Origin of the sequence: Nocardia colli, from assembly GCF_008704205.1 — a bacterium.
Taxonomy (GTDB): Bacteria; Actinomycetota; Actinomycetes; order Mycobacteriales; family Mycobacteriaceae; genus Nocardia; species Nocardia colli.
The window spans coordinates 125,129-148,343 of sequence record NZ_VXLC01000004.1 but is presented as its reverse complement, the minus strand read 5'-3'; the positions used below and the strand labels follow the sequence as shown (position 1 = coordinate 148,343).

At 67.5% G+C, this 23,215-nt stretch carries 23 protein-coding genes and 1 pseudogene; 10 read left to right on the top strand and 14 right to left on the bottom strand.

The features are described from left to right. The first annotated feature begins 149 nt into the window (after positions 1-149). A complete protein-coding gene (gene soxR, locus F3087_RS12540; protein ID WP_150402090.1) occupies positions 150-635 on the top strand; it encodes a redox-sensitive transcriptional activator SoxR in 486 nt (161 codons plus the stop codon). Here soxR and F3087_RS12535 read toward each other — a convergent pair. From F3087_RS12535 to F3087_RS12510, 6 genes are all read right to left on the bottom strand, one after another. Next, on the bottom strand, positions 604-1,443 hold the full coding sequence (locus tag F3087_RS12535; protein WP_150402089.1) for an SDR family oxidoreductase: 840 nt from the start codon (positions 1,441-1,443) through the stop codon (positions 604-606). The two genes, soxR and F3087_RS12535, sit on opposite strands and share 32 nt — an antisense overlap. 91 nt (positions 1,444-1,534) lie before the next feature. Continuing rightward, positions 1,535-2,662, bottom strand: coding sequence for a glycosyltransferase (locus F3087_RS12530; protein WP_150402088.1), 1,128 nt, complete (start codon positions 2,660-2,662; stop codon positions 1,535-1,537). A gap of 91 nt (positions 2,663-2,753) precedes the next feature. Further along, positions 2,754-3,764: a GAF domain-containing protein gene (locus tag F3087_RS12525; protein ID WP_150402087.1), complete on the bottom strand. Its 1,011-nt coding sequence runs from the start codon at positions 3,762-3,764 to the stop codon at positions 2,754-2,756. Then, positions 3,761-5,578, bottom strand: coding sequence for a putative bifunctional diguanylate cyclase/phosphodiesterase (locus F3087_RS12520; RefSeq protein ID WP_150402822.1), 1,818 nt, complete (start codon positions 5,576-5,578; stop codon positions 3,761-3,763). Before F3087_RS12520 ends, F3087_RS12525 begins: the two co-directional genes overlap by 4 nt. A 746-nt stretch (positions 5,579-6,324) precedes the next feature. Beyond that, entirely contained in the window at positions 6,325-6,759 is a 435-nt protein-coding gene (locus F3087_RS12515) for an effector binding domain-containing protein (protein WP_150402086.1), read from the bottom strand. Next, entirely contained in the window at positions 6,756-7,199 is a 444-nt protein-coding gene (locus tag F3087_RS12510; RefSeq protein ID WP_040738955.1) for a GyrI-like domain-containing protein, read from the bottom strand. Before F3087_RS12510 ends, F3087_RS12515 begins: the two co-directional genes overlap by 4 nt. Before the next feature lie 238 nt (positions 7,200-7,437). Here F3087_RS12510 and F3087_RS12505 point away from each other — a divergent pair, with 238 nt between their 5' ends. Both F3087_RS12505 and F3087_RS12500 read left to right on the top strand, forming a co-directional pair. Then, positions 7,438-8,205 (top strand): uracil-DNA glycosylase, encoded by a 768-nt coding sequence (locus F3087_RS12505; protein WP_150402085.1) that lies wholly within the window; start codon positions 7,438-7,440, stop codon positions 8,203-8,205. Positions 8,206-8,340: 135 nt separating this feature from the next. Further along, positions 8,341-9,576 carry a cation:proton antiporter gene (locus F3087_RS12500; RefSeq protein ID WP_150402084.1) on the top strand — a complete coding sequence of 412 codons (1,236 nt, stop codon included), beginning with the start codon at positions 8,341-8,343 and terminating at the stop codon, positions 9,574-9,576. On the opposite strand, the gene F3087_RS12495 is transcribed toward F3087_RS12500, so the two are convergent. Together F3087_RS12495 and F3087_RS12490 are read right to left on the bottom strand one after the other, a co-directional pair. Beyond that, positions 9,571-10,800, bottom strand: coding sequence for an epoxide hydrolase family protein (locus F3087_RS12495; RefSeq protein ID WP_150402083.1), 1,230 nt, complete (start codon positions 10,798-10,800; stop codon positions 9,571-9,573). The two genes, F3087_RS12500 and F3087_RS12495, sit on opposite strands and share 6 nt — an antisense overlap. Then, entirely contained in the window at positions 10,797-11,279 is a 483-nt protein-coding gene (locus F3087_RS12490; protein ID WP_150402082.1) for a MarR family winged helix-turn-helix transcriptional regulator, read from the bottom strand. Before F3087_RS12490 ends, F3087_RS12495 begins: the two co-directional genes overlap by 4 nt. A 113-nt stretch (positions 11,280-11,392) precedes the next feature. Here F3087_RS12490 and F3087_RS12485 point away from each other — a divergent pair, with 113 nt between their 5' ends. Continuing rightward, positions 11,393-12,478, top strand: a complete 1,086-nt coding sequence (locus F3087_RS12485) for an ABC transporter permease (RefSeq protein WP_191093935.1) — start codon at positions 11,393-11,395, stop codon at positions 12,476-12,478. Here F3087_RS12485 and F3087_RS12480 read toward each other — a convergent pair. Then, positions 12,428-13,597: an alpha/beta hydrolase gene (locus F3087_RS12480; protein WP_150402081.1), complete on the bottom strand. Its 1,170-nt coding sequence runs from the start codon at positions 13,595-13,597 to the stop codon at positions 12,428-12,430. The two genes, F3087_RS12485 and F3087_RS12480, sit on opposite strands and share 51 nt — an antisense overlap. Before the next feature lie 200 nt (positions 13,598-13,797). On the opposite strand from F3087_RS12480, the gene F3087_RS12475 reads away from it, so the two are divergent. Both F3087_RS12475 and F3087_RS12470 read left to right on the top strand, forming a co-directional pair. Then, positions 13,798-14,436 carry an HD domain-containing protein gene (locus tag F3087_RS12475; RefSeq protein ID WP_150402080.1) on the top strand — a complete coding sequence of 213 codons (639 nt, stop codon included), beginning with the start codon at positions 13,798-13,800 and terminating at the stop codon, positions 14,434-14,436. Then, positions 14,433-15,404, top strand: coding sequence for a GlxA family transcriptional regulator (locus F3087_RS12470; RefSeq protein WP_150402079.1), 972 nt, complete (start codon positions 14,433-14,435; stop codon positions 15,402-15,404). The genes F3087_RS12475 and F3087_RS12470 overlap by 4 nt, the downstream gene beginning before the upstream one ends. Before the next feature lie 9 nt (positions 15,405-15,413). Here F3087_RS12470 and F3087_RS12465 read toward each other — a convergent pair whose 3' ends face one another. Next, entirely contained in the window at positions 15,414-15,848 is a 435-nt protein-coding gene (locus tag F3087_RS12465) for a hypothetical protein (protein WP_150402078.1), read from the bottom strand. 391 nt (positions 15,849-16,239) lie between these two features. Here F3087_RS12465 and F3087_RS12460 point away from each other — a divergent pair, with 391 nt between their 5' ends. Beyond that, a complete protein-coding gene (locus F3087_RS12460) occupies positions 16,240-17,559 on the top strand; it encodes an FAD-binding oxidoreductase (protein ID WP_191093934.1) in 1,320 nt (439 codons plus the stop codon). A gap of 21 nt (positions 17,560-17,580) precedes the next feature. Here F3087_RS12460 and F3087_RS12455 read toward each other — a convergent pair whose 3' ends face one another. The 3 genes and pseudogenes from F3087_RS12455 to F3087_RS12445 all read right to left on the bottom strand — a co-directional run. Next, positions 17,581-18,423, bottom strand: a complete 843-nt coding sequence (locus tag F3087_RS12455) for a GNAT family N-acetyltransferase (protein ID WP_150402076.1) — start codon at positions 18,421-18,423, stop codon at positions 17,581-17,583. Between the two features lie 51 nt (positions 18,424-18,474). Then, complete coding sequence (locus F3087_RS12450) at positions 18,475-19,071, bottom strand: hypothetical protein (RefSeq protein ID WP_150402075.1); 597 nt, start codon at positions 19,069-19,071, stop codon at positions 18,475-18,477. 71 nt (positions 19,072-19,142) lie between these two features. After that, a pseudogene (locus tag F3087_RS12445) lies at positions 19,143-19,761 on the bottom strand (cytochrome P450); the annotation flags it as partial. A gap of 268 nt (positions 19,762-20,029) precedes the next feature. Here F3087_RS12445 and F3087_RS12440 point away from each other — a divergent pair. Next, the gene (locus F3087_RS12440) at positions 20,030-20,902 is read left to right on the top strand and encodes an esterase/lipase family protein (RefSeq protein WP_191093933.1); all 873 of its coding nucleotides are present in this window, start codon (positions 20,030-20,032) and stop codon (positions 20,900-20,902) included. A gap of 180 nt (positions 20,903-21,082) precedes the next feature. Further along, positions 21,083-21,622, top strand: coding sequence for a hypothetical protein (locus F3087_RS12435; RefSeq protein ID WP_150402073.1), 540 nt, complete (start codon positions 21,083-21,085; stop codon positions 21,620-21,622). Between the two features lie 69 nt (positions 21,623-21,691). On the opposite strand, the gene F3087_RS12430 is transcribed toward F3087_RS12435, so the two are convergent. Next, positions 21,692-22,282: a hypothetical protein gene (locus F3087_RS12430; RefSeq protein WP_223885037.1), complete on the bottom strand. Its 591-nt coding sequence runs from the start codon at positions 22,280-22,282 to the stop codon at positions 21,692-21,694. A 114-nt stretch (positions 22,283-22,396) separates the two neighbouring features. Between F3087_RS12430 and F3087_RS12425 the strand changes: the two genes are divergently transcribed. After that, a complete protein-coding gene (locus F3087_RS12425) occupies positions 22,397-22,921 on the top strand; it encodes a DUF3237 domain-containing protein (protein ID WP_223885036.1) in 525 nt (174 codons plus the stop codon). Positions 22,922-23,215: the final 294 nt, after the last annotated feature.

Here is a 23,215-nt window from a genome sequence, read left to right as displayed (position 1 = left end):
CACAAGAGCACGTAATTCGGGCCTTCGTTGCCGTCTTGCCGTGTGTGAGGTGGCTCGCTGCCCGGACTCAGGCGACTTGCCGAAGCGGTCCGTTTCTCCCCCAGCTCACCCTAACCTCAAGTATTGTTGAGGGGAATGGAGGAGCGTGCATGTCGACAGCCGATTGGCGAGCGAAGGAGCTGACCCCCGGGCAGCTTTCCGAGCGTAGCGGAGTAGCAGTTTCCGCGTTGCACTTCTACGAACGCGAAGGACTCATCAGCAGCCGCCGGACCAGCGGGAATCAACGCAGATATGCGCGCGAGACATTACGGCGGGTCGCCTTCATCCGGATCTCGCAGCGGGTCGGCATACCGCTCAGTGAAATTCGCGACGCCCTCGATCAGCTCCCGGAAGGCCGCAACCCCACCCGCCGCGACTGGGAGACGCTGTCCACCACCTGGCGCGCGGACCTCGACGACCGCATCACTCAACTGATTCGCTTGCGCGACAACCTGACCGGCTGCATCGGCTGCGGCTGCCTGTCGCTGGGCAGCTGCAAATTGGTCAACGAACACGACCGGCTCGGCACCGAAGGTCCCGGCGCGCGCGTGCTCGACGTGCAGCTCAACTGTTCTGCGCGGCCAGCAACCGGCTGAACCGGGCGGAGGCGCGGCGCATCACGATCTCGTAGGGCAGCGCGAACTTTCGCGCCCACCAGTAGCCGAACCGGATGTCGAAGGACGTATAGATCAGGAACCGGTTGCGGGCGACGCCGCGCAGGATCGCGGACGCCACATGCTCCGGCGACACCGCGCGCTTGGTGAACGACTGGGTGAGCCGCTGGATCCTCGGCGACTCCCGATCGACGCCGACCAGCTCGACGCTGTGCACCAGCGGGGTGTCCACCGCGCCGGGCACCACCAGGTGCACCGAGATGCCGTGCTGGTCCAGGTCGAACCGCAGCACCTCGGACACGCCGCGGATGCCGTACTTGCTCGCGCTGTAGGCCGCGTGCCAGGGCAGGGCGAGCAGTCCGGCCGCCGAGGAGACGTTGACCAGCGACCCGCCCTTGCCCGCGCGCACCATCGGCGGCACGAAGTTCTCGATCACGTGGATCGGGCCCATCAGGTTGACGTCGACCATCCGCCGCCAGTGCTTGTGCTCCAGGTTCTCCACGGTGCCCCAGGCCGAGGTGCCCGCGACGTTCATCACGATGTCGAGGCTGCCGTGCGCGTCGTGCACCTTCTCGGCGAACGCGGTGACGGCGTCGAAGTCGGTGATGTCGAAGGCCTGCGCGACCAGCACCACGCCGCCGTCGCGGCGGATGTCGGCCACCGTCTCGTCCAGCCCGGCGGCATTGATGTCGGTGAGCACCAGCTGCCCGCCCGCCTTCGCGGCGGCCACCGCGGTGGCCCGGCCTATTCCGCTGGCCGCGCCGGTGATCAGCACCTTTGCGTCTCGCACTGTATTGCGGCCCGGTCGCCCATTACCTCGCACTGCGCATCCCCATCTCGAATTGCTCGAATCGGCTCACCGCAGGGTACTTGGGCACGGCTCAACGGCCCAGTACGGCGAGCATTCCGGCGACCGCCCGGGGCCAGGTGTATTGCTCGGCGCGGCTGCGCGCGGCGCGCCGGCGGCCGACCGTCGGCAGGGCGAGCACGTCGGTGACGGCCTGCGCGAACGCGGAGCCGCGGTCCTCGGCAACCGCACCGCACTCGGCGGTCACGATGTCCTTGAGCGCCGAGGAACGGCTGGCCACCACCGGGGTACCCGCCGCGAGCGCCTCCAGCGCGGCCAGGCCGAACGTCTCGTGCGGTCCGGGCGCCAGCGAAACATCGGCAGTGGCAAGGAGTTTCGCCACCATCGCGCGCTCGGAGATGAAGCCGGTGAAGTGCACGGCGGGAAGTCCGTCGGCCAGCGCGGGCAGTGCGCGCGCCCGGCGCTCCAGCGCCTCGCGGCGCGGCCCGTCACCGGCGACGACCAGCCGAACCTCGGTGCCCGCCTTGCGTAATGCCGCGACCGCCTCGATGCTGCGCTCCACCCGCTTCTCCACCGACAGCCTGCCGCAATGCACGAGCAGCGGATGTCCGGGCACACCGAGGTCGGCGCGCAGCCTGCCGTCGCGCCGGCGCGGGCTGAACAGCTCCAGGTCGACGCCGAGCGGCACCAGCTCGACGTTCGGCGCGTCGATCCGCAGGAACTCCTCGCGCGCGAATTCGGTAGTGCAGACCACGATGTCGTAATCGGCGGCGGTGCGCCCGTTCGCCACGTCGGCGCAGCGCCGGGCCGCCGGCCGCGGCATGAACTGACCGAGCAGCCGATCCAGTCGTTCGTGCGAGATCATCACCCCGGCCACGTCGCGCCGGCGGGCCCAGCGGCCGAATCCGCGCAGGGTCAGCCGGTCGGAGACCTCGAGCACGTCGGGGCGCAGCCCGGTGAGCACGTCGGCCACCCGGCGCGGATCGGCCGCGCGATAACCGCCGGTCCACGGAATCGCCAAGGCGGGCAGGGTTATTCGGACAACGCCGGTAGGCAGAATCTCCTCCGAGCGGCGCGCACCCGGCACGATGAGCACCACTTCGTGGCCGGCCGACACATATCCCTCGCCGAGGTGGTGCAAGGCAGTGCGCAACCCGCCCGAACGCGGGCCGTAGAAGTTCGCAAGCTGAACTATGCGCACCTCGCCGATGGTGCAGCCAGTCGGGTTATCTTCGGGACCGGTGCGCCCAACTCGACATGAACAGCCGTGAAAGACCCGGCGAACCCGCTTTTCAGGGCGCTTCCGGCCACACCCGGATCAGCCCGTGCCCGCGCTCGACGGGCACCGGCGACAGCTCGGCGCGCACCGGAATCCAGCCGGTATCGGTGAAGCGCACGCGAAAGCGCAGCTGTTCGGCGGTCGCGTCGTCCGCGAGCAGATCGGTGCAGGCGGAACGGAAGTCATCGAGATCGTCGGGATGCACGGTCGGACGTTCGACGGCCCAGCGGTCCAGCGGCGGGGCCGGCGTGCGGATCCACTCGTAGATGAGAAAGGAGTTCAGCCCGACGAAGCCGACGCCGTCCTGGATCCGCTGCGACACCGCACGCACCATGGCCAGGTCGACCTCGGGCCGGGCCGCCGCCGCGTCGGCGCATTCGCGCATCACCGCCCTGATCCGGCGGGCGACCGGATCGGCCCTGGTCACCATCTGGAAGCAGCGCACGCGACCGTCGTCGCCGATCATGTCGACCTGGCTCTGGTGCCGGCCCTCGAACGCGCCGACCATCTCGAAGTAGTCGACCCGCCCGTCGAAACGCACCATCCGGCCGAAGGCTTCCGGTGGCGTCCGGATCACCCGAACGTCCTCCGGCGCGCGGGCGAAGATCAATTCCTCCAAACCCGGTCCGTGATGCGCCAATTCGGTGTCGGCCTGCCAGTCCCACGCCCCGGCCCGCGGACGCGGCGGCGGGGGCGCATCGTCGGCGGCCACCCACACCTGCACGCCGTGCACCTCGCCGAACGCGCACCGGACGGGGATGCCGACCACGACAAGCCCGATCTCGCCATGGTGCACCGGCTCCGCGGTCACGACACACTGCTGCACCGCCTCGGCGATCCGTTGCGGCGCGGCGGCATGCAGATCCCGGCGGACCCGCACCAGGCTGGCCCAGTCCTTGATCTTCGCCCCGTCGGCCACCAGGGTCGGCTCGGCACCCGCCCCATCGGGCGTCCGGCCCAAGGTCTCGATCAGCAACCAATCCTGTTCGGACAGTTGACGTTCGGTCCCGCGGCCAGCGGTCATATCCCCGCAGTACCGCGGCTCGCCCGGGGCAGATCGAGATCCAGCGGGATACGCCCCACCGCCAGATGCGCTTCCACTTCGTCGGCCGGCATCGGCCGGGCGATCAAGAAGCCTTGCGCCCGATAGCAACCGAGGCCGACCAGGGTGCGCGCGGCGACCGCGGTCTCGACGCCCTCGCCGACCACCCCGAGGCCGAACGAACCGGCAAGTCCGATAATGGATTTCACGATCGCGAGATCGTCGGTGCTGGCGCCGAGGCGCTGCACGAAGCCGCGGTCGATCTTCACCGCGTCGACCGGGAGCGCCTTGAGGTGCGACAGCGAGCTGTAGCCGGTGCCGAAATCGTCGATCGCGATCTGCACGCCCATCCGCTTGAGCCCGCGCAACGTGACCTGGGTGCGGGCCAGGTCCTGCACGACCACGTGCTCGGTGATCTCCAGGCAGATCGAGCTGCCGTCGATACCGAACAGCCGCAAAATGTCCTCGATCCGTTCCACGAAGTCGAGGCTGACCAGCTGCACCGGCGAAACATTGATCCGCATCACCACATTCGCGGCCAGGCCGCGTCGGCGCCACTCGGCGAACTGCGCGCAGGCCGATCTGATCACCCAGCGCCCGAGCTCACCGGCCAGGTTGGTCGCCTCGGCCACGGTGACGAACGCGGCAGGCGGCAGCAGGCCTCTGGTCGGATGCAGCCAGCGGACCAGCGCCTCCAGCGCGACGATCCGGCCGGTGCGCAGATCGACCTCCGGCTGATAGTGCAGCAGCAGCGAGCCGTCGGACACCGCACCGCGCAGGTTGAGCTCGACGTCGTCTTGCAGTTCGAACTGCGCGCGCATCGCGTCGGTGAACACGGCGACGCCGTTGCCGCCGCCCGATTTGGCCGAGAGCAGCGCATGGTCGGCCCGGCGCAGTACGTCGGCGACCGTGGTTTCGCCGGGAATGCCGACCGCGACACCGATGCTGGCCGCGCGGCTCACCGATTCCCCGCCGACGGTGACCCGGCGGCCGATGAGCTGCTGGATCCGGGTGCCCTCCTCCTCGGCCGCGACCGCGTCCATCGGCTTGGCCGGCACGATGACGAACTCGTCACCGCCGAGGCGGGCGATCATGTCGTCCGGATCGAGATGCTCGCGCAGCCGGGAAGACAGCGTGCGAATGAAGTTGTCGCCAGCCGTGTGCCCGAGGAAGTCGTTGAGCGCCTTGAGCCGATCCAGGTCGAGGAAGAACGCCGCCACCGGTCCGGGACTGCCCGGTTTCAGCCGCTCGTCCATGTGCTCGAGCAGCGCGCGGCGGTTGGCCAGTCCGGTGAGATCGTCGTGCAGCGCGATGTAGCGCAGCCGTTCCTCGGCGACCACCCGCGCCTGCAGCTGGGCGAACAGCGCGGCGATCGCCTTGAGCACATTCAGCTCGCGGGTGCTCCACTGCCGATCGCCGGTCTTGATGAAGCCGAGCACGCCGGTCGACTCGCCGCGGGAGAGCAGCGGCACCGCGGCCGTGGTGACAACCGGGATGCCGGAGGCCCGGCGCATCGTCTCCTGATAGTCGGCGAACTCCGGGGTCGGGCGGGCGATCATCGGCTCGGTCGCGTGCTCGAACGCGCGGAACACCGGATCGGCGCCCTCGAAGTAGACGACCTCGAGCGGATCCGGATCGGGTACCTGCGGACGGTGCGGCCATTCGGCGATCAGCAGCGACGCCCGGCGTTCGCGGTCGGTGTGGCGCACATAACTGAAGTCGACATCGAAGTATTCGACCAGTTGGGCCAGGACCCGTTCGGTTGCCTCGGCCATGGTCGTGGCGTCGACACCCATCAGCTCGGAGGCGACCTGGGTCACCAATGAGTCGAGCGTCCGCCGAGGCACCTTGTCTCCGATCACGCTATCCACGGGTGTCCACGCCAGGCATCGGCCGAATCGCTCAGGCATGGCACCAACGCCATGGTCTCATGCTCAGGTGTTGTGAGCAGGTCCGAGAAACGAAGCGACGTCAGTGTATCCACGCGATCCGGGAAAATCGTGGCCGGTGCGCACGGGAGTCGCGTTTTTCGGCTGCTGCCGTCATCCATCGTCACCCCACCATTCCGGGTTCGGTATCCGGTACCCGGCGCCCACGCCGTTCGACTCGAATCCGAGATCCCTGCAATTCATCGGCAATTGCCCGACCGGACCGATTATCCCACCAGGCCGGATCGGCCGAACGATGATCTTCCGAATCGGGGCACGGCGGGAAATGACCTGCTACCGTCCCGCCGAAGCCGCCAGCAACCCGGATCGGCGCGGCGGCGGTGCTCGCCTCGACAGCCATACTGTTCCTACTCCGTTGCTCCGCATCCTCACGCGGTCGTCGAACCGGGGCCGACATCTTCACCCGAATCCTGCTTTCCGGACGAGTTTGCCTAGGGCAGTATCCGTCATCCGACAAGAATTGACCAGACGTCTGGTTAATCTTCCGAAAACTGGATGCGGACCCGCAAATTCCCCCTGGTCAGAACCCGTCTCGCGGTTGAGCAAGATACCAGAGAGACCGGTCGGTTCTAGCACAGCTAATACACAGCAAGCTAGACCAAGATCGAAATGAACAGCTCCACCGAATCCGACCCCTGCCAGATCTCGATCTCTTCCCGGTAGGCGCGGGTGATCTCGGCCGACGCCGTCGCGTCGTCGACCTGAGCCCACACATCCTCCACCGGATCGTGATAGTCCCCGTTCGGCGCGAAGCGCGCGTAGACGCCCTTCGGCACGCGCACCAGGACATCGCCGATCGGCACCGCCTCGGGCTCGCGGTACTCGAAACACACCACCGCGTTGTAGTTACCCGCCGGATCCGGCACGTACACGGTGAACATCGGCCGGTCGGCGCCCTTGCGGTCGCGCAGCCGGTCCTTGAGGAACTCGATCAGGTCGCTGTTGCTGACCTTGAAACTCGGGCGCACCCTGGGCACCACCAGGCCGCCGTAAATCGCCTCGTGCCGCACTGCGATCGCATAGGTCATCGGGCGTCGACCGCCAGGTAGAGCTCGATCTTGTAGGCGTGCGGGTAGCACTCGAAGTCGCCGGTGTAGGTGCGCTTGATCTGGTTGTGCTCTTCGGCGTACGCGATCTGGGTCCAGAGGTCGGTCATCACCTGCGGGAAGTTACCGACCGAGGAGAACCGCGCATAGGTGCCGCGCGGCAGCCGGGCGACCAGATGGCCGCGGGTGACGTCGCCGAAGGACGCGCACTCGTAGCCGACGATCTGCGTGTTGTAGGTGCCGAGCTCACCGGTGTAGTCGGTATAGGCACTGGCCAGCGGGCCACCGAGCTCCTGGTGCAGCACGGTCGCCCAGGCTGCCTCCAGGTCGTGATCACGCAGCTCTCCGAGCGCACGTTTAGGGCTGCGCACCGGCAACCCGGCAACCCACGTCTCGTCCCGCTCGACGATTTCAAACTGCATGGAAAGACTCTTTCGAGATGAATCAGGGGCGAAGCCCCCAATTGAACGCAGCGGCCCCGCCCGGCGAGCGCAGCGAGCTTCGGGCGAGGCCCGCATCCGGTCGGTCGGAAAGGCCATGCTATCAACACAGACCGGGTGGTCACGATCACATGTCCCCCGGGTTACTCATGCTCACGACGGTCCCGAACTGGACAAATGACCGGTGGCAGCCTCACCGGAGACCCCGAACGGAGTCCTGATGCACGACAGTCCGATCCACGACGAATCGGACCGGCGCGCCGCGGCGCGGACCATCGCCGAGCTGGACGCCGCGGTCGCCGACTGCTTCGCCTGTCCGCGGCTCGTCGCCTGGCGCGAGCAGGTGGCGCGGGAAAAGCGGGCGGCGTTCCGGGACGAAACCTATTGGGGACGACCGGTTCCCGGGTACGGGCCGGACGACGCGCGGTTGCTGGTCGTCGGGCTGGCGCCGGCCGCGCACGGCGGCAACCGAACCGGCCGCATGTTCACCGGCGACCGCAGCGGCGACGTGCTCTACGCGGCCATGCACGCGGTCGGGCTGGCCAACCAGCCGACGGCCACCAGTCGCGACGACGGACTGCGCCTGCTCGGCACCCGGGTCACCGCGCCGGTGCACTGCGCGCCGCCGGACAACAAGCCGACCCCGGACGAGCGCGACCGCTGCCGGCACTGGCTGGCCACCGAATTCGCTTTGCTCGCACCGACTGTCCGCGCCGTGGTGGTGCTCGGCGGGTTCGGCTGGCAGGCGCTGCTGCCCGTGCTGGCCGACGCGGGCTGGACCATTCCGCGGCCGCGACCGAAGTTCGGGCACGGTGCGCACTTCGAGCTATCGCCCGCCGACGCGGGTCGCGCGCCGCTACACCTGTTCGGCTGCTATCACGTGAGTCAGCAGAACACCTTCACCGGCCGGCTCACGCCCGCAATGGTCGAGGAGGTCCTGCGCGCGGCGGCGCGGGCGGCCGGACTCGATATTGCCGCGATCGACTAGTTCTATTGTCCGAGAATGGATTTTCGGCGTTCCACCTTGTCCACGTTATCGTTATAGCCGGGGAGTCGGTCGCGGGCGCGGCTCGACGGAGGAGCCGGGCGGGCCACGGCGCGCCCATTGCGAACGGAGCGAACGTTGCCCAGTAACCAAATGGTGTTCCTGCTGGTAGATCTCGTGCTTATCGCGGTGGCCGCGCGATTGCTCGGCAGGCTGGCCCAGCGGCTCGGTCAACCGCCGGTAATCGGCGAAATCGCGGCGGGAATCATTGCGGGGCCCACAATTCTGGGGGCGCATTTATCCGGAATCGTCTTTCCGCAGGACGTCCGCTCCTATCTGAGCGCGTTCGCGAATGTCGGCGTCATGATCTTCATGTTCCTCGCCGGGCTGGAGATCGATCGGAGCTCGTTCAACGGCAATCGTCGCGCCGTGGCCAGCGTGTCGCTGTCGGCCTACTTCGTGCCGTTCGTGCTCGGCTGCGGGGTCGCGCTCGCGGCGCTGTCGCGATACCACCAGGGCAATCGGCTGACCTTCGCGCTGTTCATCGGCTGCGCGCTCGCGGTCACCGCGTTCCCGGTGCTGGCCCGCATCCTGATCGAACGCGATCTGATGGGCACCAGGATCGGGCAGCTCAGCATGGCCAGCGCGGCCATCGACGACATCCTGGCCTGGACCGTGCTCGCCTTCGTCATCGGCCTGGCCCGGCCGGGTGCGACCAACCAGTGGAAACTGCTGCTGTTCGTGCCGCTGGTCGCGGCGATGTGGTGGCTGGTCCGCCCGCTGCTCACCCGCGCCTCCCGGTCCACTACGGCGACCAGCAACAACACCATGATCTTCCTCGCCGTCTGCGGGGCGCTGATCTGCGGCGCGGCCACTGAATGGATCGGCCTGCACCTGATATTCGGCGCCTTCTTGTTCGGCGTCATCTTCCCCCGCACCCACCGGCCGATCGTGGAAACCGGTGCGCAACTGCTGAGTTCGGTGTTCCTGCCCGCCTTCTTCGTCATCGCGGGCCTGCAGGTGGACCTCAGCTCACTCGACCGCGCCGGTGTCGTGGAGATGCTCGCGATCCTGGTGACCGCGCTGGCCGGAAAGCTCGGTGGCACCTATCTGGCTGCCCGCGCCAACGGAATCGAACCGCGCGAAGCGGGTGCGCTGGCGAGCCTGATGAATACTCGCGGACTCACCGAGCTCATCATCCTGAATGTCGGCTTGACCACGGGACTGATTGGGGTGCAGCTGTATTCGATTCTCGTCGTGATGGCCTTGGTGACTACGGCGATGACTTCGCCGCTGCTGCGCCTGCTCGAGGTGACGCCCGACCTCGGACGACTGCCCATCCAGAACACGGAGGAGACCCGGACGGCGTCATGACCGGCGGGTGCGGAAAGTGCGGCGCAGGTCGTCGATCCAGGCGTCCGGGACTTCCCAGGGAATGAAGTGACCGCCCGCCTCGTGCGCGGTGAGGTTGACGTGGTTATACCAGCCGGCCCGGTCCGTGGCGAGCCAGCTCTCGACGCGTTGCTCGGGAGTGGTTACGCCGGGCGGGTTTTCGTGACCGACGAAGGTGATCCCGGTGGGCGCCTCGATGATCGGGACCCGATCGTGCGCCGGGGTCCAGGGGTAGCGATTCGCGTTGGCGTAGTAGCGGATCGAGGTGCCGATGGCGTTGTTCGCCCAGAAGATCATGGCGTGGGTGAGCAGGTCGTCCTTGCTGAAGACGGTCTCGATATCGCCGTGGTTGTCGCTCCACTTGACCCAGCGTTGCAGGATCCAGGCTAGGAGTCCGACCGGCGAATCGGTGAGACCGTAAGCGAGAGTGCTGGGTTCGAGTACGTGGGCGGCGAGGTGGACGGCGAAACGGCGTTCGATGGAGAGGAACCGCCGGTAGTCGGGCTCGGACAGACCCGTCGGGATCGGTTGTCCCCCACTGAGATCCCACGCCCGATCGCCGGTGAACAGGGTGAGCTTCAGGCCGGAGCCGATGTGGATGCCGTGCAGTTCTTCGGCGTACTTGTGGCCGAGCTGGCCGGTGACGAGCGCACCGACATCGCAGCCTGCCGCAGCGTATTTCGGATAGCCGAGGGTGTCGGTCATCAGCGTGTGCCAGAGATCGGCGACCTTCCAGAAGTTCATATCCGGATGCTTAGGCAGCGGCGTGGAGAAGCCGAAACCGGGCAGCGACGGAACGATGACGTCGAACGCGTCGGCCGGGTCACCGCCGAACGCCGCGGGGTCGGCGAGCGGGTCGATCACCTTGGCCCAGTGCCAGAAGGTCCACGGCCAGCCGTGGGTGAGGATCAGCGGGGTGGGATCGGGACCGACACCCGGTTTACGCATGAAGTGAATCGGCACGCCGTCGACGTCCACCCGATAGTGCGCGTAGGCGTTGATCGCGGATTCCGCTGTGCGCCAGTCATATTCGTCGATCCAGTACTCGACCAGCTCCTGCAGATATCGGCGGCTGACGCCATAGTGCCAGTCGTCGTTGTCCACATCGTCGGGCCACCGGGTGAGCCGAAGCCGCGTCGCGAGATCCTCCAGCACCTGGTCGGAAATCCGAATCGGTGCGGCCGCGAGCGGAAACTGCGATGTCATGAATACCCTTCCGAGATAACCGATTCGGCCGCCGCCACGAGCTCGTTGTCCATCAGCTCGGCCATCCGCTCCAGCGCGGGCAGCGCCGCGCTGACCGCGTGCCGTTCCGCGTCCGTCAACGCCTCGACCAGCTCGGTGAACCGGCGGACCCGCTCCCGATGCCGCGTCTGCACGACCCGCGCCCCCGCCGCCGTGATCTCGACCAGCACCGCCCGGCCATCCGCCGGATCCGGCCGCCGCTCGACCAGCCCGTCCCGCTCCATCCGGCTCACCAGCTGCGTGATCGCCGGCTGCGTGATCTGCTCGGTCACCGTCAACGCCGAAACCCGCTGCGCCCCTTTGTGAGCCAGGGTGTGCAGCACCGACAGCGTGGTGAACGTGTGCTTCTCCGCGCTCGGCAGCCGAATAGACCCGCGGGTGAACGCCCCCATCACCCGGGCGAGATCATCGGCTTCGAGCTCGCGGCGCTGTGCTGCCATAACCGGCAATGTATCACCTATTTATCTAAATTGCTTATGTAATTATCGCGACCCGAACACCCCCGACGGCGTGGGGAACTGGCATTCTTGCTGGTGAGACCTAGTCTGCGGGGATGGACAACCTGCGCGGGCAGCATGAGCGGCGGCGGACGGCGGGCGAGTGGTGGGCGATGGTGCGGGCCTCGCCGTATCTGCCCGCGACAGTGCTCGTGTTGCTGGTCGCGGCCGCGGCGGGGTTGTTCGCGGGGTCGTACACCTACGCGCTGGCCAATCCGACGCCACGGCAGATCCCGATCGCGGTGATCGGGTCGGAGCAGGACGCTTCGGTGCAGGGATTCCTGACGCGGATGCAGGGATCGCTGGATGATTCGCTGGTGGTGCGCAGCTATCCGAGCGCGGCGGCGGCGCGGGAGGCGATCGAGGATCAGAAGGTGTTCGCGATCGTCACCGCGCAGCCGCCGGGGGTGCGGCTCGACATCTCCAGTGCCTCCGGTCAATCGGTGGCACAGTTGCTCACTCAGGTGGCGACGACCGCGGGGGCGGTCGAGGTGGCCGACGCGGTGCCGTTGCAGCGCGGCGATCCGCGTGGACTCGCGATCTTCTATATCTCGCTGGCGGCGGTGATCATCGGTTTCGTCGGCGCGACCCAATTCAGCGTGCACGCCTCCGCCTTGAATCCGCTGGAACGGATCGGCTTCACCGCGGCGTACGCGCTGTGCGGCGGCTTCGCCATTGTGGCAGTGGCGGATTGGGTGCTGGGCGTGGTCCGGTTACCGTTTCCGGAGTCGTGGGGAATTCTGTCGCTGACCATGTTCACCTCCGGCATGGTGTTCACCATGTTCAACACCCTGTTCGGGCGGTGGGCGATTCTGCCGACCTGGGGTCTGATGGTGCTGCTCGGCAATCCGTCCTCCGGCGGCGCGGTGTCCTGGCCGCTGCTGCCGTCGCTGCTCGGGCACATCGGCCGCTGGCTGCCGCCGGGCGCGTCGGTCAACGCGCAGCACAGCGCCGTGTATTTCGGTGCGCACCAACATCTTCTGCCGTTCGCGGTGCTCGCCGGGTGGGCGCTCGTCGCGTGTGCGGTGTTCTGGATCTGGCGCAGCCGCCATCCCGGCGGCCGGACGACCGGCAACGCGCACGACGCACGATCACGCAACCGGGAAGTGGTCGGCCAGGAACGCGGCGAAGACCTGCCGTGAGATCTGGGTGCCCCAGCCCGCCCAGGTGAAGTCGTAGATGTGTTCGCCGTAAGGCACTGCGAGCAACTGGTTTTCGACGCCGACCCGGCGCAGCCGTTCGGCTAGTTCGGCCGAACCGCGGTACGGCGCAACGTGATCCCGATTGCCGTGCATGAGCAGCGTGGGCGGCAGGTTCGGGCGGACATAGGTGACCGGCGAGGCCGCCTTGTAGCGGTCGGGCACCTGGTCCGGAGTTCCGCCGGTGTAGTCCTGCAGGAACGTGCGCATCCGTCCGGGCAGCCCGGTGTCGCGCCACGCTTCGACCAGGTCGGGCACCGGGTAGAACGCCGCGACCGCCTTGACCTTCGTGTCGGTGACCGCGCAGCTCGGTGCGACCCGGTCGTCGGCATAGGCGCCCATCAACGCGAGATTGCCGCCCGCCGAACCGCCCGCGAGCATCACCCGTTCGGGATCGACGTTGTACTTCGCCGCCTGCTGTTTGACCCACCCGACGGCACACTTCACATCGCCCGGCGATTGGTTCCAGCGCGCGGGCGGCGTCAGCCGGTAGTCGATGGCGAAGACGGCATATCCCCTGTCGGTCAACCACTTGTGCCACATCGGCGCCTCGCCGCGATCGCCGTTGCGCCAGCCGCCGCCGTGCACCCAGACCACCGCGGGGCGGGGCCGGGCCGAATCGCCTTCCGGCAGTTTCACATCGAGCTTCAGGTCCTGACCGTCGACGGTGTGGTAGACGGTGCTCAACGATTCGTCCGGCGTGCCGGTGTTCGTGCCGCCGGAAAGATAGTCGCCGAACGACAGTTTCGCGTCCTGTCGCACCGCCGTCCCCCATGACGCGGCCAGCGGGAAGCCCGAGGCGACCACGCCGAGCAGGCACACCAGCCCGGTCACCGCCGCCACCCGGCGCACCCCGACGCGGCCCTTCTTGCCAAAAGCGATCAGCGACAACAAGAATCCCGCCAACCCGAGCGGAATCAGGTACAGCCCATAGTCACTCACGATGTGCGTCAGCACCACGAAGGGCGCCGGCACCTGCACCGCGATGATCACGTAGATGAACAGCACCATCAGCACGGCCACCCCGGCCGCCGATGCCGCAACCAGCCAGCGAATGAGCATTCGATCATTAACCCACGACCGTCCGCACCAGCACAGATGGCACGCCGCGCGTGGTCGTCCAGGCGTCATTTGAGGTGTGCGGCGAGAAGGGGGAGGATGTCCTTATCTGCGGTATATCGGTCCGAAAGGACACGGCCGACAAGGCACCCGAAGACGCATTCTGGGACAGGTCAGCACCTACGTTTACAGGAGCGTTCCCCATGACAGAGCACATCGCAGGCATCGCCATCCCGGACAGCCGCCTGGTCGCCGAGGCCACCGAACTGGTCCGCGCCAGCGCACCGCCGCTGCTGTTCCATCACTCCCGGCGCGTCTACCTGTTCGGCATGCTGCAAGGACAGCTGCGCGGCCTGAAGCCCGACCCCGAACTGCTCTACGTCGGCGCGATGTTCCACGACCTCGGACTCACCGGCGCCTATCGCACCCGGAACCAGCGATTCGAGGTCGACGGCGCCGACGAGGCCCGCCGATTCCTCACCGCGCACGGCATCGATGACGACGCGGCGCAGCGGGTGTGGACGGCCATCGCGTTGCACACCACGCCGGGCATTCCCGAACACATGGCGCCCGAGATCGCGCTGGTCACGGCCGGTGTCGAAACCGATGTCCTCGGTATCGGATACGGCGACCTCGCGCACGCCGACATCGCCGCGGTCACCGCCGCGCATCCGCGGCCCGACTTCAAACGGCAGATCCTCGCCGCGTTCACCAACGGCTTCGCCGATCGGCCCGACACCACCTTCGGGACCGTCAACGCCGACGTTCTCGCGCACTTCGTGCCCGGCTTCGTCCGGACCGATTTCGTCGAGGTCATCCAATCCAACCCGTGGCCCGAATGAGCGGGACGACCCGTCCGCACGTCGTCGGCATCCTCGTGTTTCCCGGCGTCACGCTGCTCGATGTCGCCGGGCCGAGCGAGGTGTTCACCGAGGCCAACCGGTGCGGCGCGAACTATCGGCTCACGTTGATCTCCCCCGACGGCGCGCCGGTGCGCTCGTCCACCGGGTTGCGGTTCGACGTCGACCGCGGCGCCGAGGGGGCGGGCAGGCTGGACACGCTGATGGTGCCCGGTTCGGAGGACGTGGTCTCCGCGCCGCTGCCACCCGAACTGGTCTGCGCCGTAACCGGATCGGCCGAACGCACGCCACGGATCGCGTCGGTCTGCACCGGCGCTTTCCTGCTCGCCGCCGCCGGCCTGCTCGACGGACGCCGCGCGACAACGCATTGGCGGCACGCCGCGACCCTGCAACGCCGCCACCCCGATCTCGAGGTCGTCCCCGACGCTCTCTTCATCACGGACGGACCGATCATGACCTCGGCCGGCATCAGCGCGGGCATCGATCTCACCCTCCATCTGGTCGAACAGGACCACGGCCCGGCGCTGGCCCGCGACGTGGCCCGCTCGCTGGTCGTCTTCCTCCAGCGGCCGGGCGGCCAATCGCAGTTCTCCGTCCCGATTCGCACGCCGGCGCCGAAGGACACCACCCTGCGCACGCTGCTCGACACCATCCACACCGATCCCACGCGGGACTACACCGTGCCGGTACTGGCCGCCCTCGCCAACACCAGTCCGCGCCAGCTCACCCGACTGTTCCGCCGGGAATTGGACACCACCCCGGCCCGCTACCTGGAGCGGGTCCGCCTCGAACAAGCCCAAATACTGTTGGATCAAGGACATTCCGTCACGACCACCGCCGCCCGCAGCGGCTTCGGCAGCGACGACACGCTCCGGCGCGCCTTCCAGCAGCACCTCGGCATCGCACCGAGCACCTACCAGCACCGCTTCACCGCGACCACCGAGCACTGAGGTGAACGGTCAATTCGACTGTCGCAGATCCGGTTTCACGTCGCTCGGCGCTGCCGCCTGCCAGGCCGTGATGGCCGCTTCCCATCGGCGATTGTTGGTGAACTCGGAGATTTCCCGGCGATCGATCAGGATGTAGATCTCCCCCGCCGTGGTCGTCTCCATGATCAGCGGCTTGCCCGCATTCAGCAGCCCGCCCATGAATCTGCCGTAGAGCGAGGTGAATTCGCGGCGCAGCGACACGATGGCCGCCGGCGACAACGTCAGATCGTCGCCTGCGCTCCAGTTCGACAGCACCAGGCGCTGCCCGTCGAGTTCGATCCGGCCGCGGCGCGGGAACAGCGCGCGCTGGCTGACGATTCCGGCTGCCTTGTCCGCGGCACTGTGTCGGCGTAGTTCTTCCACAGTGGCGGCGATGTAGCTTGCACTTCGCACAACATCCGTCATCACGAACACCTCCCGGCCGAATGGCAAGCACCTACCGAGAATTGTCCGGCCGGGCACCCGTGCCACACATCGCTCTCGCGCACCCCTTCGATGTCCCCCGCAAGTACTACGCGACGCCGCACCGGTCCTCCGGGAGGAGGACACCGCTCGGCCGCTATGGCCGGGCGAGACCGCGTCCGGGCCACGACTGCCGGTGTCGTACCGCTATTTTCCGTGGTCACGCCCCTAGGCTTGGACCATCGATACCAACTTCTCGCGCAGCACCTTTCTGCGGAACGCACTCGGAATCGGCCTGACCGGATGGGCGCTGGCGGGCCTACCGGGCACCTCCGGCGCTCGCCTCGCGCGGGCCGAGCCGCTACCGCTGGCGGTCAACCGCACGGCGGCGGGCGTGGACTGGAGCAGGCTCGACAAGCGTGTGCGGGGCCGGGTCTTCCTGGCGAACGACGCGGATTACCCGACGGCGAAGCAGATCTTCAACACCCGGTTCGACGACGCGAAGCCGACCGCGGTCGTGCAGGTCGACACGGTCGACGATGTCGCGGCCGCGCTCACCTTCGCCGCCGAGAACGACCTGAAGCTGGCGGCCCGCGCGGGTGGGCATTCGTACGTGGGCGCGTCGGCGGCGACCGGCGCGATGATCGTCGATCTGCGCAAGCTGTCCGGGGTGACCTACCGCAACGGTGAAGCCGTTGTCGCGCCGGGCATGACGTTGAACGCGGTGTACCGCGAGCTCGACCGGTTCGGGCAGACGCTGCCCACCGGAATGTGCCCGATGGTCGGCATCGCCGGGCTCACCCTCGGCGGCGGCCTCGGCTTCGAATCCCGGCGCTACGGCCTGACCTGCGATCGGCTCGCGGCGGCGACGATGGTGCTGCCGGACGGCACGGTGACCGAGGTGTCGCCGACCTCGCGCCCGGATCTGTTCTGGGCCCTCCGCGGTGGCGGTTCCCATCTCGGCGTGGTCACCTCCCTGACCTATCGCACGTGCCCCGCAACGCCGAAAGACGTTGTGCAACTGTCTTTTCCCGGCGAACTGGCGGCGCAGGTGATCGCCGGCTGGTCGGCCTGGCTCGCTACCGCGGACCCCGGCGAGTGGGCCTGCGTCAGCGTGGACGCGGACGGGCGCGGCGGCTTGAAGTGCTGGATGCAGCTGGTCTGCCCGGCCAAGGCGGGCATCCGGGCCGCGGTCGCGTTGATGGCCGCCACGGCGAAACCGCTGAACGTGGAGTACCGGAGCCTGAACCACATGGACACGGTCATGTACCTCGCGGGCGGCAACGCCACCCAGCCGCGCGCCACCTTCACCTGCGGCTCCGACGTCGTGACCGAACTGTCCACGGACGCTGTCACCGCGATCCTCGAGGCGATATCCGCGCACTCCCGGGCGGGCGGCACCGGCTGGGTGCAGATCAACACGCTCGACGGCGCCGTCCGCGACACCCGCCCCGGGGATACCGCCTTCCCGTGGCGCGAACACGCGGCCCTCGTGGAATGGGGTAACTACCAAGCGATTCCGCACGAGCAAGCCGCCGCGTGGATCGCCGAGGCGCACCACCTCGTCGCCCCCTACTCCGCGGGCGCCTACGTCAACTACCTCGAGACCGGCGACCCGATGGAGCGCTACTACGCGCACAACTATCCGCAAATCGACCGGGTTCGCCGAAAAGTGGACCCGCAGAACCGGATACACACGGTGCTGGTCAGCTGACTCCGCTTCGCCGACGGCGAGCTAGGCCGAGCGGACGAGAATCGCTCGGGTGTACAGGATTTGGAAGCCGAGCCGCTGCACGTTCTGCTGCGACTTCGAGCCGGGGAGCGTGGTGACCACGCCGAGGTCGCAGCCTGCCGATGCGGCGGCAGCCAGACGGGCGGACAGGAGCGAGGCCTGCACGCCGCGGCGGCGGAACGCCGGAAGAGTTGCCGCCCCGCAGAATTGCGCGACCCCGTCGGCGAGGCGCAGGCTGGCGCCGCCGGCCGGGACGCCGTCGATGCGGGCGATCGAACCGGAAAAGCCGGTGGCCGAGGCGATGTCGCGCACCGAGTTGTCGAGGGCGTCGCGCGGGAATTCCTCGTGCGATGCGACGCCCTGGAGGTCGGGTGCGGCGAAGCCGGTGGCGACGACGTCCATCCAGGTGTCGAACTCGTCCGGGCCGACCGCCGAGATATCCACTCCGGCCGCGATATTCGCCTGCCTGCCCGGTTCCAGCCGCAGACCGAGCACATTCTCGAATCCGCTGAGCACGTAGCCGCGGCGGGTCAGGCGTTCGGCCACGGCAGGATCAGCGAGCGTCGAGACCTCGAACTGGACCGGGGTGTCGCGCTCGGCGAAAGCCGCCTCCACCGCGTCCAGGGTGCTGTCGTCGAACTCGTCGCTCATGCCGGCCCCGACCACCTTGTCGAGCGGTGAACTCGGCCCCGCCCACACGGCCGACCCGCTGCCGACGGGGAGCACGAGCACCCGCGGCTCCCGCTGCGCGGCGGCGCGGGCGCCCTCTTCGATCAGCGACCGTTCGACGCGCTCGATCCGGGCCGCGAGATCGGTTCCGGCGAACAGGCTGGATTCAGACGACATGGATGCATTCCTACCAGGGCGAACCATCCACGCGACACTCCTTTTCGGGCCCTAGGTGGAGGCCCGGAGGGCCGGGGAGGACGCCTCGAATCGCTCGGCGGGACGTCGGAGCCCGACCACCGACGCGAGGATGCCGAGGCCCGCGAGCGGAATCAAGTCGAGCGTGAGCATCGGCGTCATCGCGCTCACCGCCAGCACCACCGGGCTCCACCACGGGAGCCGGCCCGCGCGGACGAGCAGAACGGTCAGCCCGATCAGCCCGGCGAAGAACAGCGGCGGCCCGACCTCGTAGAACGCCAGGCGAACACCGGGAACAGCCGAGAATTCGCGGCTCAGCCTGGACATGTCGGCCTTGTCCGCGGCCAAGGCGGCGAACGCGATATCCGCACCGAACTGAACGATCGTCGCCGCCAACCCGATCAGCGTGACGATCACCGTCCCCATTCGCCATTTGCTCTGCGGGAGCATGCGTTCCAGACCGAGCACTGCCGGAACGAACAACACCATCCCGATCAGGCCGACGATATGCGCTGCCTGCCAATCGATTCCGGGGCCGTAATGGCCGTCCGCCAGGCCGAACAGCCGGATCACGCCGTATCCGGAAAAGCACAGCGGCGCGGAGAAGAGCAGCACTCCTGGGGATTTCACGGTTTCCAGCTTGGCAGGACGAAGGCAGGTGAGCCTCCGGGAAAACCCTGGTTCCGACCCGAGATCCAGGGCTATGACTGCGGCAGCGGCGGAGATTCCGGGAAGGTGACCGGGAGCGCGGTCAGTGCTCGATGGAACGGACCCGGCCGCCAGGTCAATTCACCGGCCGGTACCGCGAGCCGGATCTCGGGTAGCGCGTCGAGCAACTGGTCGATGGCGTCCTGCGCGATCAGGTAGGCCAGCGAGCTGGCGGGGCAGACGTGCGGGCCGGTACCCCAGGACAGGTGGGAACGGTTGCCCGCGAACTGGTTCGCGCTGATCTCCGGGTCGGTGTTGCCGGCGGCCATGCTGTTGGTGCGCCGGCAGCCAGACGTCATCGATCAGGATCGGCTGTCGCGGAAAGCTGATGCAGAAGTTGGCCATCGGCGGATCGTTGAACAGCACCTCGTCCAGCGCGTCCCGGGCGGACAGGCTGCCGCCCAGCACGCTGCCGCCGAAGCGCTCGTCGCTGAGGATCAGCAGCAGCGTGTTGACGATCAGATTCTGCTGCGGCTCGATGCCCGCGCCGTACAGCGTGGCCAGCTGACGCACCATCTCCGTGTCGCTCAGCTCGGCATGGTGTTGCAGCATGCGGGTGGTGACGTCGTCGCCCGGTTCGGCGCGCTCGAGCTGGGTCAGCTCCAGCAGCGCGCCGGCGAACCGGGTACGGCCCGGCTGTGCACGGTGGGCGGGGGCAACGTCATCGCAGCAAACGTTTTCACGCCACTCCGCCGACATGTTTGCCCAGCATTCGCGCCGATGGTTCCATGAGGCCGCGACACCTGGTGACGGGACTGGCTTCCAAGTAGCCGAGCAGATCTTCTTTGCTGGCGAAAGGAACCGTGTCTCGATGCGTCCAGGGCAAACACGTCGGTGCCGTTGGGGAATCAGTCTCACCGCTGCGCTCGCGGTCACCGGAATGGTCACGGCCGTTCCCGCTTTCGCCGAGGTCACCGAGGACGGCAGTGTCGCGCCCGCCGGGGCGAACGATTGGACGTGCGTCCCGAACGCTAAACGACCGGAGCCGGTGGTGCTCGTGCACGGCACCTGGGGCAATCAGAACTCCTGGGACGTGCTCGCCCCGCAATTGAAAGCGCTTGGGGTGTGCGTGTATTCACTGAATTACGGGCACGCGCCGTTCAGCGTTCGCGGTGCGGCGCCCGGGGTATTCGGCACCGCGGATATTCGCTCGTCCGCCAAGGAACTCGCGGCATTCATCGAGCGAGTGCGTGGCGTGACCGGCGCGACGAAGGTCGATATCGTCGCGCATTCCCAGGGCGCGCCGCTGACCCGGCAGTATCTGCGTTTCGAAGGTGGCGCGTATCGCGCCGACCCGAGCCGCAACAAGGTCGATCACCTGGTCACCATCGCCGGCACCAACCACGGCACCACGGCCGACGGGCTCGGCTTTCTGCTACCCACGGGGAGCGCGTCCGGAATATCGGACGGCGTGATCGCCAGGGTGCTCGGCACCTCGGCGGCCCAGCAGCTGACCGGCAGCGAATTCATCCGCACGCTCAATGCCGGCGGCGACACCGAACCCGGTGTGCATTACACGGCGATCGCCACCCGCGTCGATCACGTCGTCACGCCGCCCGAAGCGACATTCCTGCGCGCGGGGCGCGACGCCACCGTCGAGAATCTATGGGTGCAGGACCTGTGCCCGACCGATACTTTCCACCACGGAATTCTCCCCGAATCCCCCGCCGTCGCTTATCTCGTGCACCGCGCCCTCGGCCTGCCTTTCGCCGGCGATCCCTGCCCCGAACCCAGCGCCGAGCAATCGAAGTAGCCGCCGGGGCGGCCGATACCCCACCCCCGAGCCCCGGGGGCCGAAACCATACCGAAAATACGCTTTGATCAGGGGAAATGCCCAATAGACAGGTCTAATTCACCAGCGCATCATGATCTTTACGTCCGGTGCCGTTCGTCGGGGGAACGTCAAAGGAAACCCGCACGGATTGGAAAGACCATGTTTATCAAAAAGTTGGTGGCGACCGCAGTATTCGCCATCGCGGCCACCGGAATCACGATGGCAACGGCACACGGTGAAGCGGAATTGGCCGACATCTCGGTCAGCGCGACGGACGGCCCGATCGGTTACACGACGACGCTGGCCGCGGATCATTCCCAGGCCGTGGTCACCTTGGCCTCCGGAAAGTTCGTCCTGACGCCGGACGCGGTTCAGGTGGTCGCCGAAGACGGCACGGTGGTCGGCGCGATTCCCACGACGCTGCGCGTCGAAACGGGTCAAACCCTCGCCGTCACACCGGCTTTGACCAGCGATACCGCGCTGACCCTCACCCCGGTGGGTGGCCCGACGGCCGCCGCGACCAGCTCGCAGGACCTGCCGTTCGTGCACACCGTCGGGGGCGGCGGAGCGATTCTCGCCGGTGCGTTCGTCGGCTGCCTGGTCGGCATCCTGATCGGAATCTGGTTCTTCCTGGTCGGCGCGATCTTCGGCTGCGCCATCGGTGCCGCGATCGGCGGATTCATCGGCGCCGTCTCCTGACCGCGCCCGATCATCGAAAGACCCGTGCTCCCACCGAGCACGGGTCTCTTACGTACGGAACAGAATTCGCTACACGCAGTATTCGCAGGTGCCGTTGGCGGGCAGCTGGATGAAGCATTGTGCGCACACCGCGGGGCGGGTCGGCTGCGGCTTGATCTCGACCTGCGCGGTGGTGCTGGGCGCCCGGCGCCCGGCCACCTTGGGCGTGAGCGGCGGCACTGCCATGTCGGCCGGCATCGCGGCGCCGTAGAACTCGTAGCACTGCCAGCGCGCGTAGGCGGCGTGCAGCTCGAGGTCGTCCGGGATCGGCAGCCCGGCCAGCTCGAGCACGTACTTGTAGGTGTCGTCGACCGTGTGGTTCTGCCGCACGCACAGCGCGGTCAGCGGCGGCTCGCCGGCCTTGTGACAGCGGCGCGCGATCTTGCGCAGGATGGCGTCCATCCAGGTGCGGGTCGGCGCGCCGGTGTGCACCCCGGACACCTCCTGCACCCGCTCGGCCAGCTCGCCGACAGTGATGAAATGCCCGTACCCGGTGGCGATCTCGGACAACTCCGCGTGCGCGGCCAGCGCCCACGCCACCGTCGCCTCCCGCAACGTCACCGCGGTGCCGTCACCCGCCCGCCATGCTCCTGCCGTCGTGGGTACCGAATTCCTGATCACCTGATCAAGTTATCGCGGGAGACCGGGAAAAGACCAATGACGGGACAAGTACTCGAAGGTGCGCGTCGCCGATGGAACCTTGACTCTACATACGATCGACCGTACGTTTACTTTGTGACTATCGAAACCGGCCGAGGCCGAGACATGACAACGGATCCACGCGTGCGGGATGTCGGCGAGGTGCGGACCGAGCATCTCTTCGATGTGGTCGTCGACCTGAACCCGCCGCTGGACATGGGCGCCGGCCCGTTCGGGCGGCGGATTCTTTATGGCGCGGCGGGCGGGTCGTTCGCGGGGCCGAAGTTGCGCGGCGAAGTGGTTGCGGGCGGCGGGGATTGGACGTTGTTCCGGCCCGATCGGGCAATGACGGTGGATGTCCGGCTCACGTTGCGCACGCAGGACGATGCGCTGATACATGTGGCGTACGGCGGTCGATGGATTGTTCCGCCGGAATTGCACGACGATATCGTCGACCCGGTGCGGAGTCGTCAGGTCGATCCTGCGCGTTATTACTTCCGGACCGCCCCGTTATTCGAAACCGGGTCGGATAAATATGCATGGCTGAACGATATCGTGTGTATCGGATCGGGGTATTTGATCGAGGGCGGGGTGGCTTACCAGATTTCCCGCGTCCTTTAGAAATCAATTCTAATTCGCCCGCCCGATGCGGCGAGCGAGCGTGACGATCCGCAAGAGCCCAGGCAGAAGGGGCCTCGAGGGCGGCGGATCGACTGCAGCAGGGCGCGGCCGCCGAGCGGTGCAGTGCCGCCGAAGCCAGGGGTTCGCATTATTGAATCCCTGGCTTAACTTCATTTATAGAATGGCTAACTTTTCCGTCGATCGCTAATCGCCTACCCTACACTTTCGGCTGGGAAGTGGGAATCCGATCAGGCAAGCGAGATCTAGACGTTATATGCCGACACCCACCTCCCC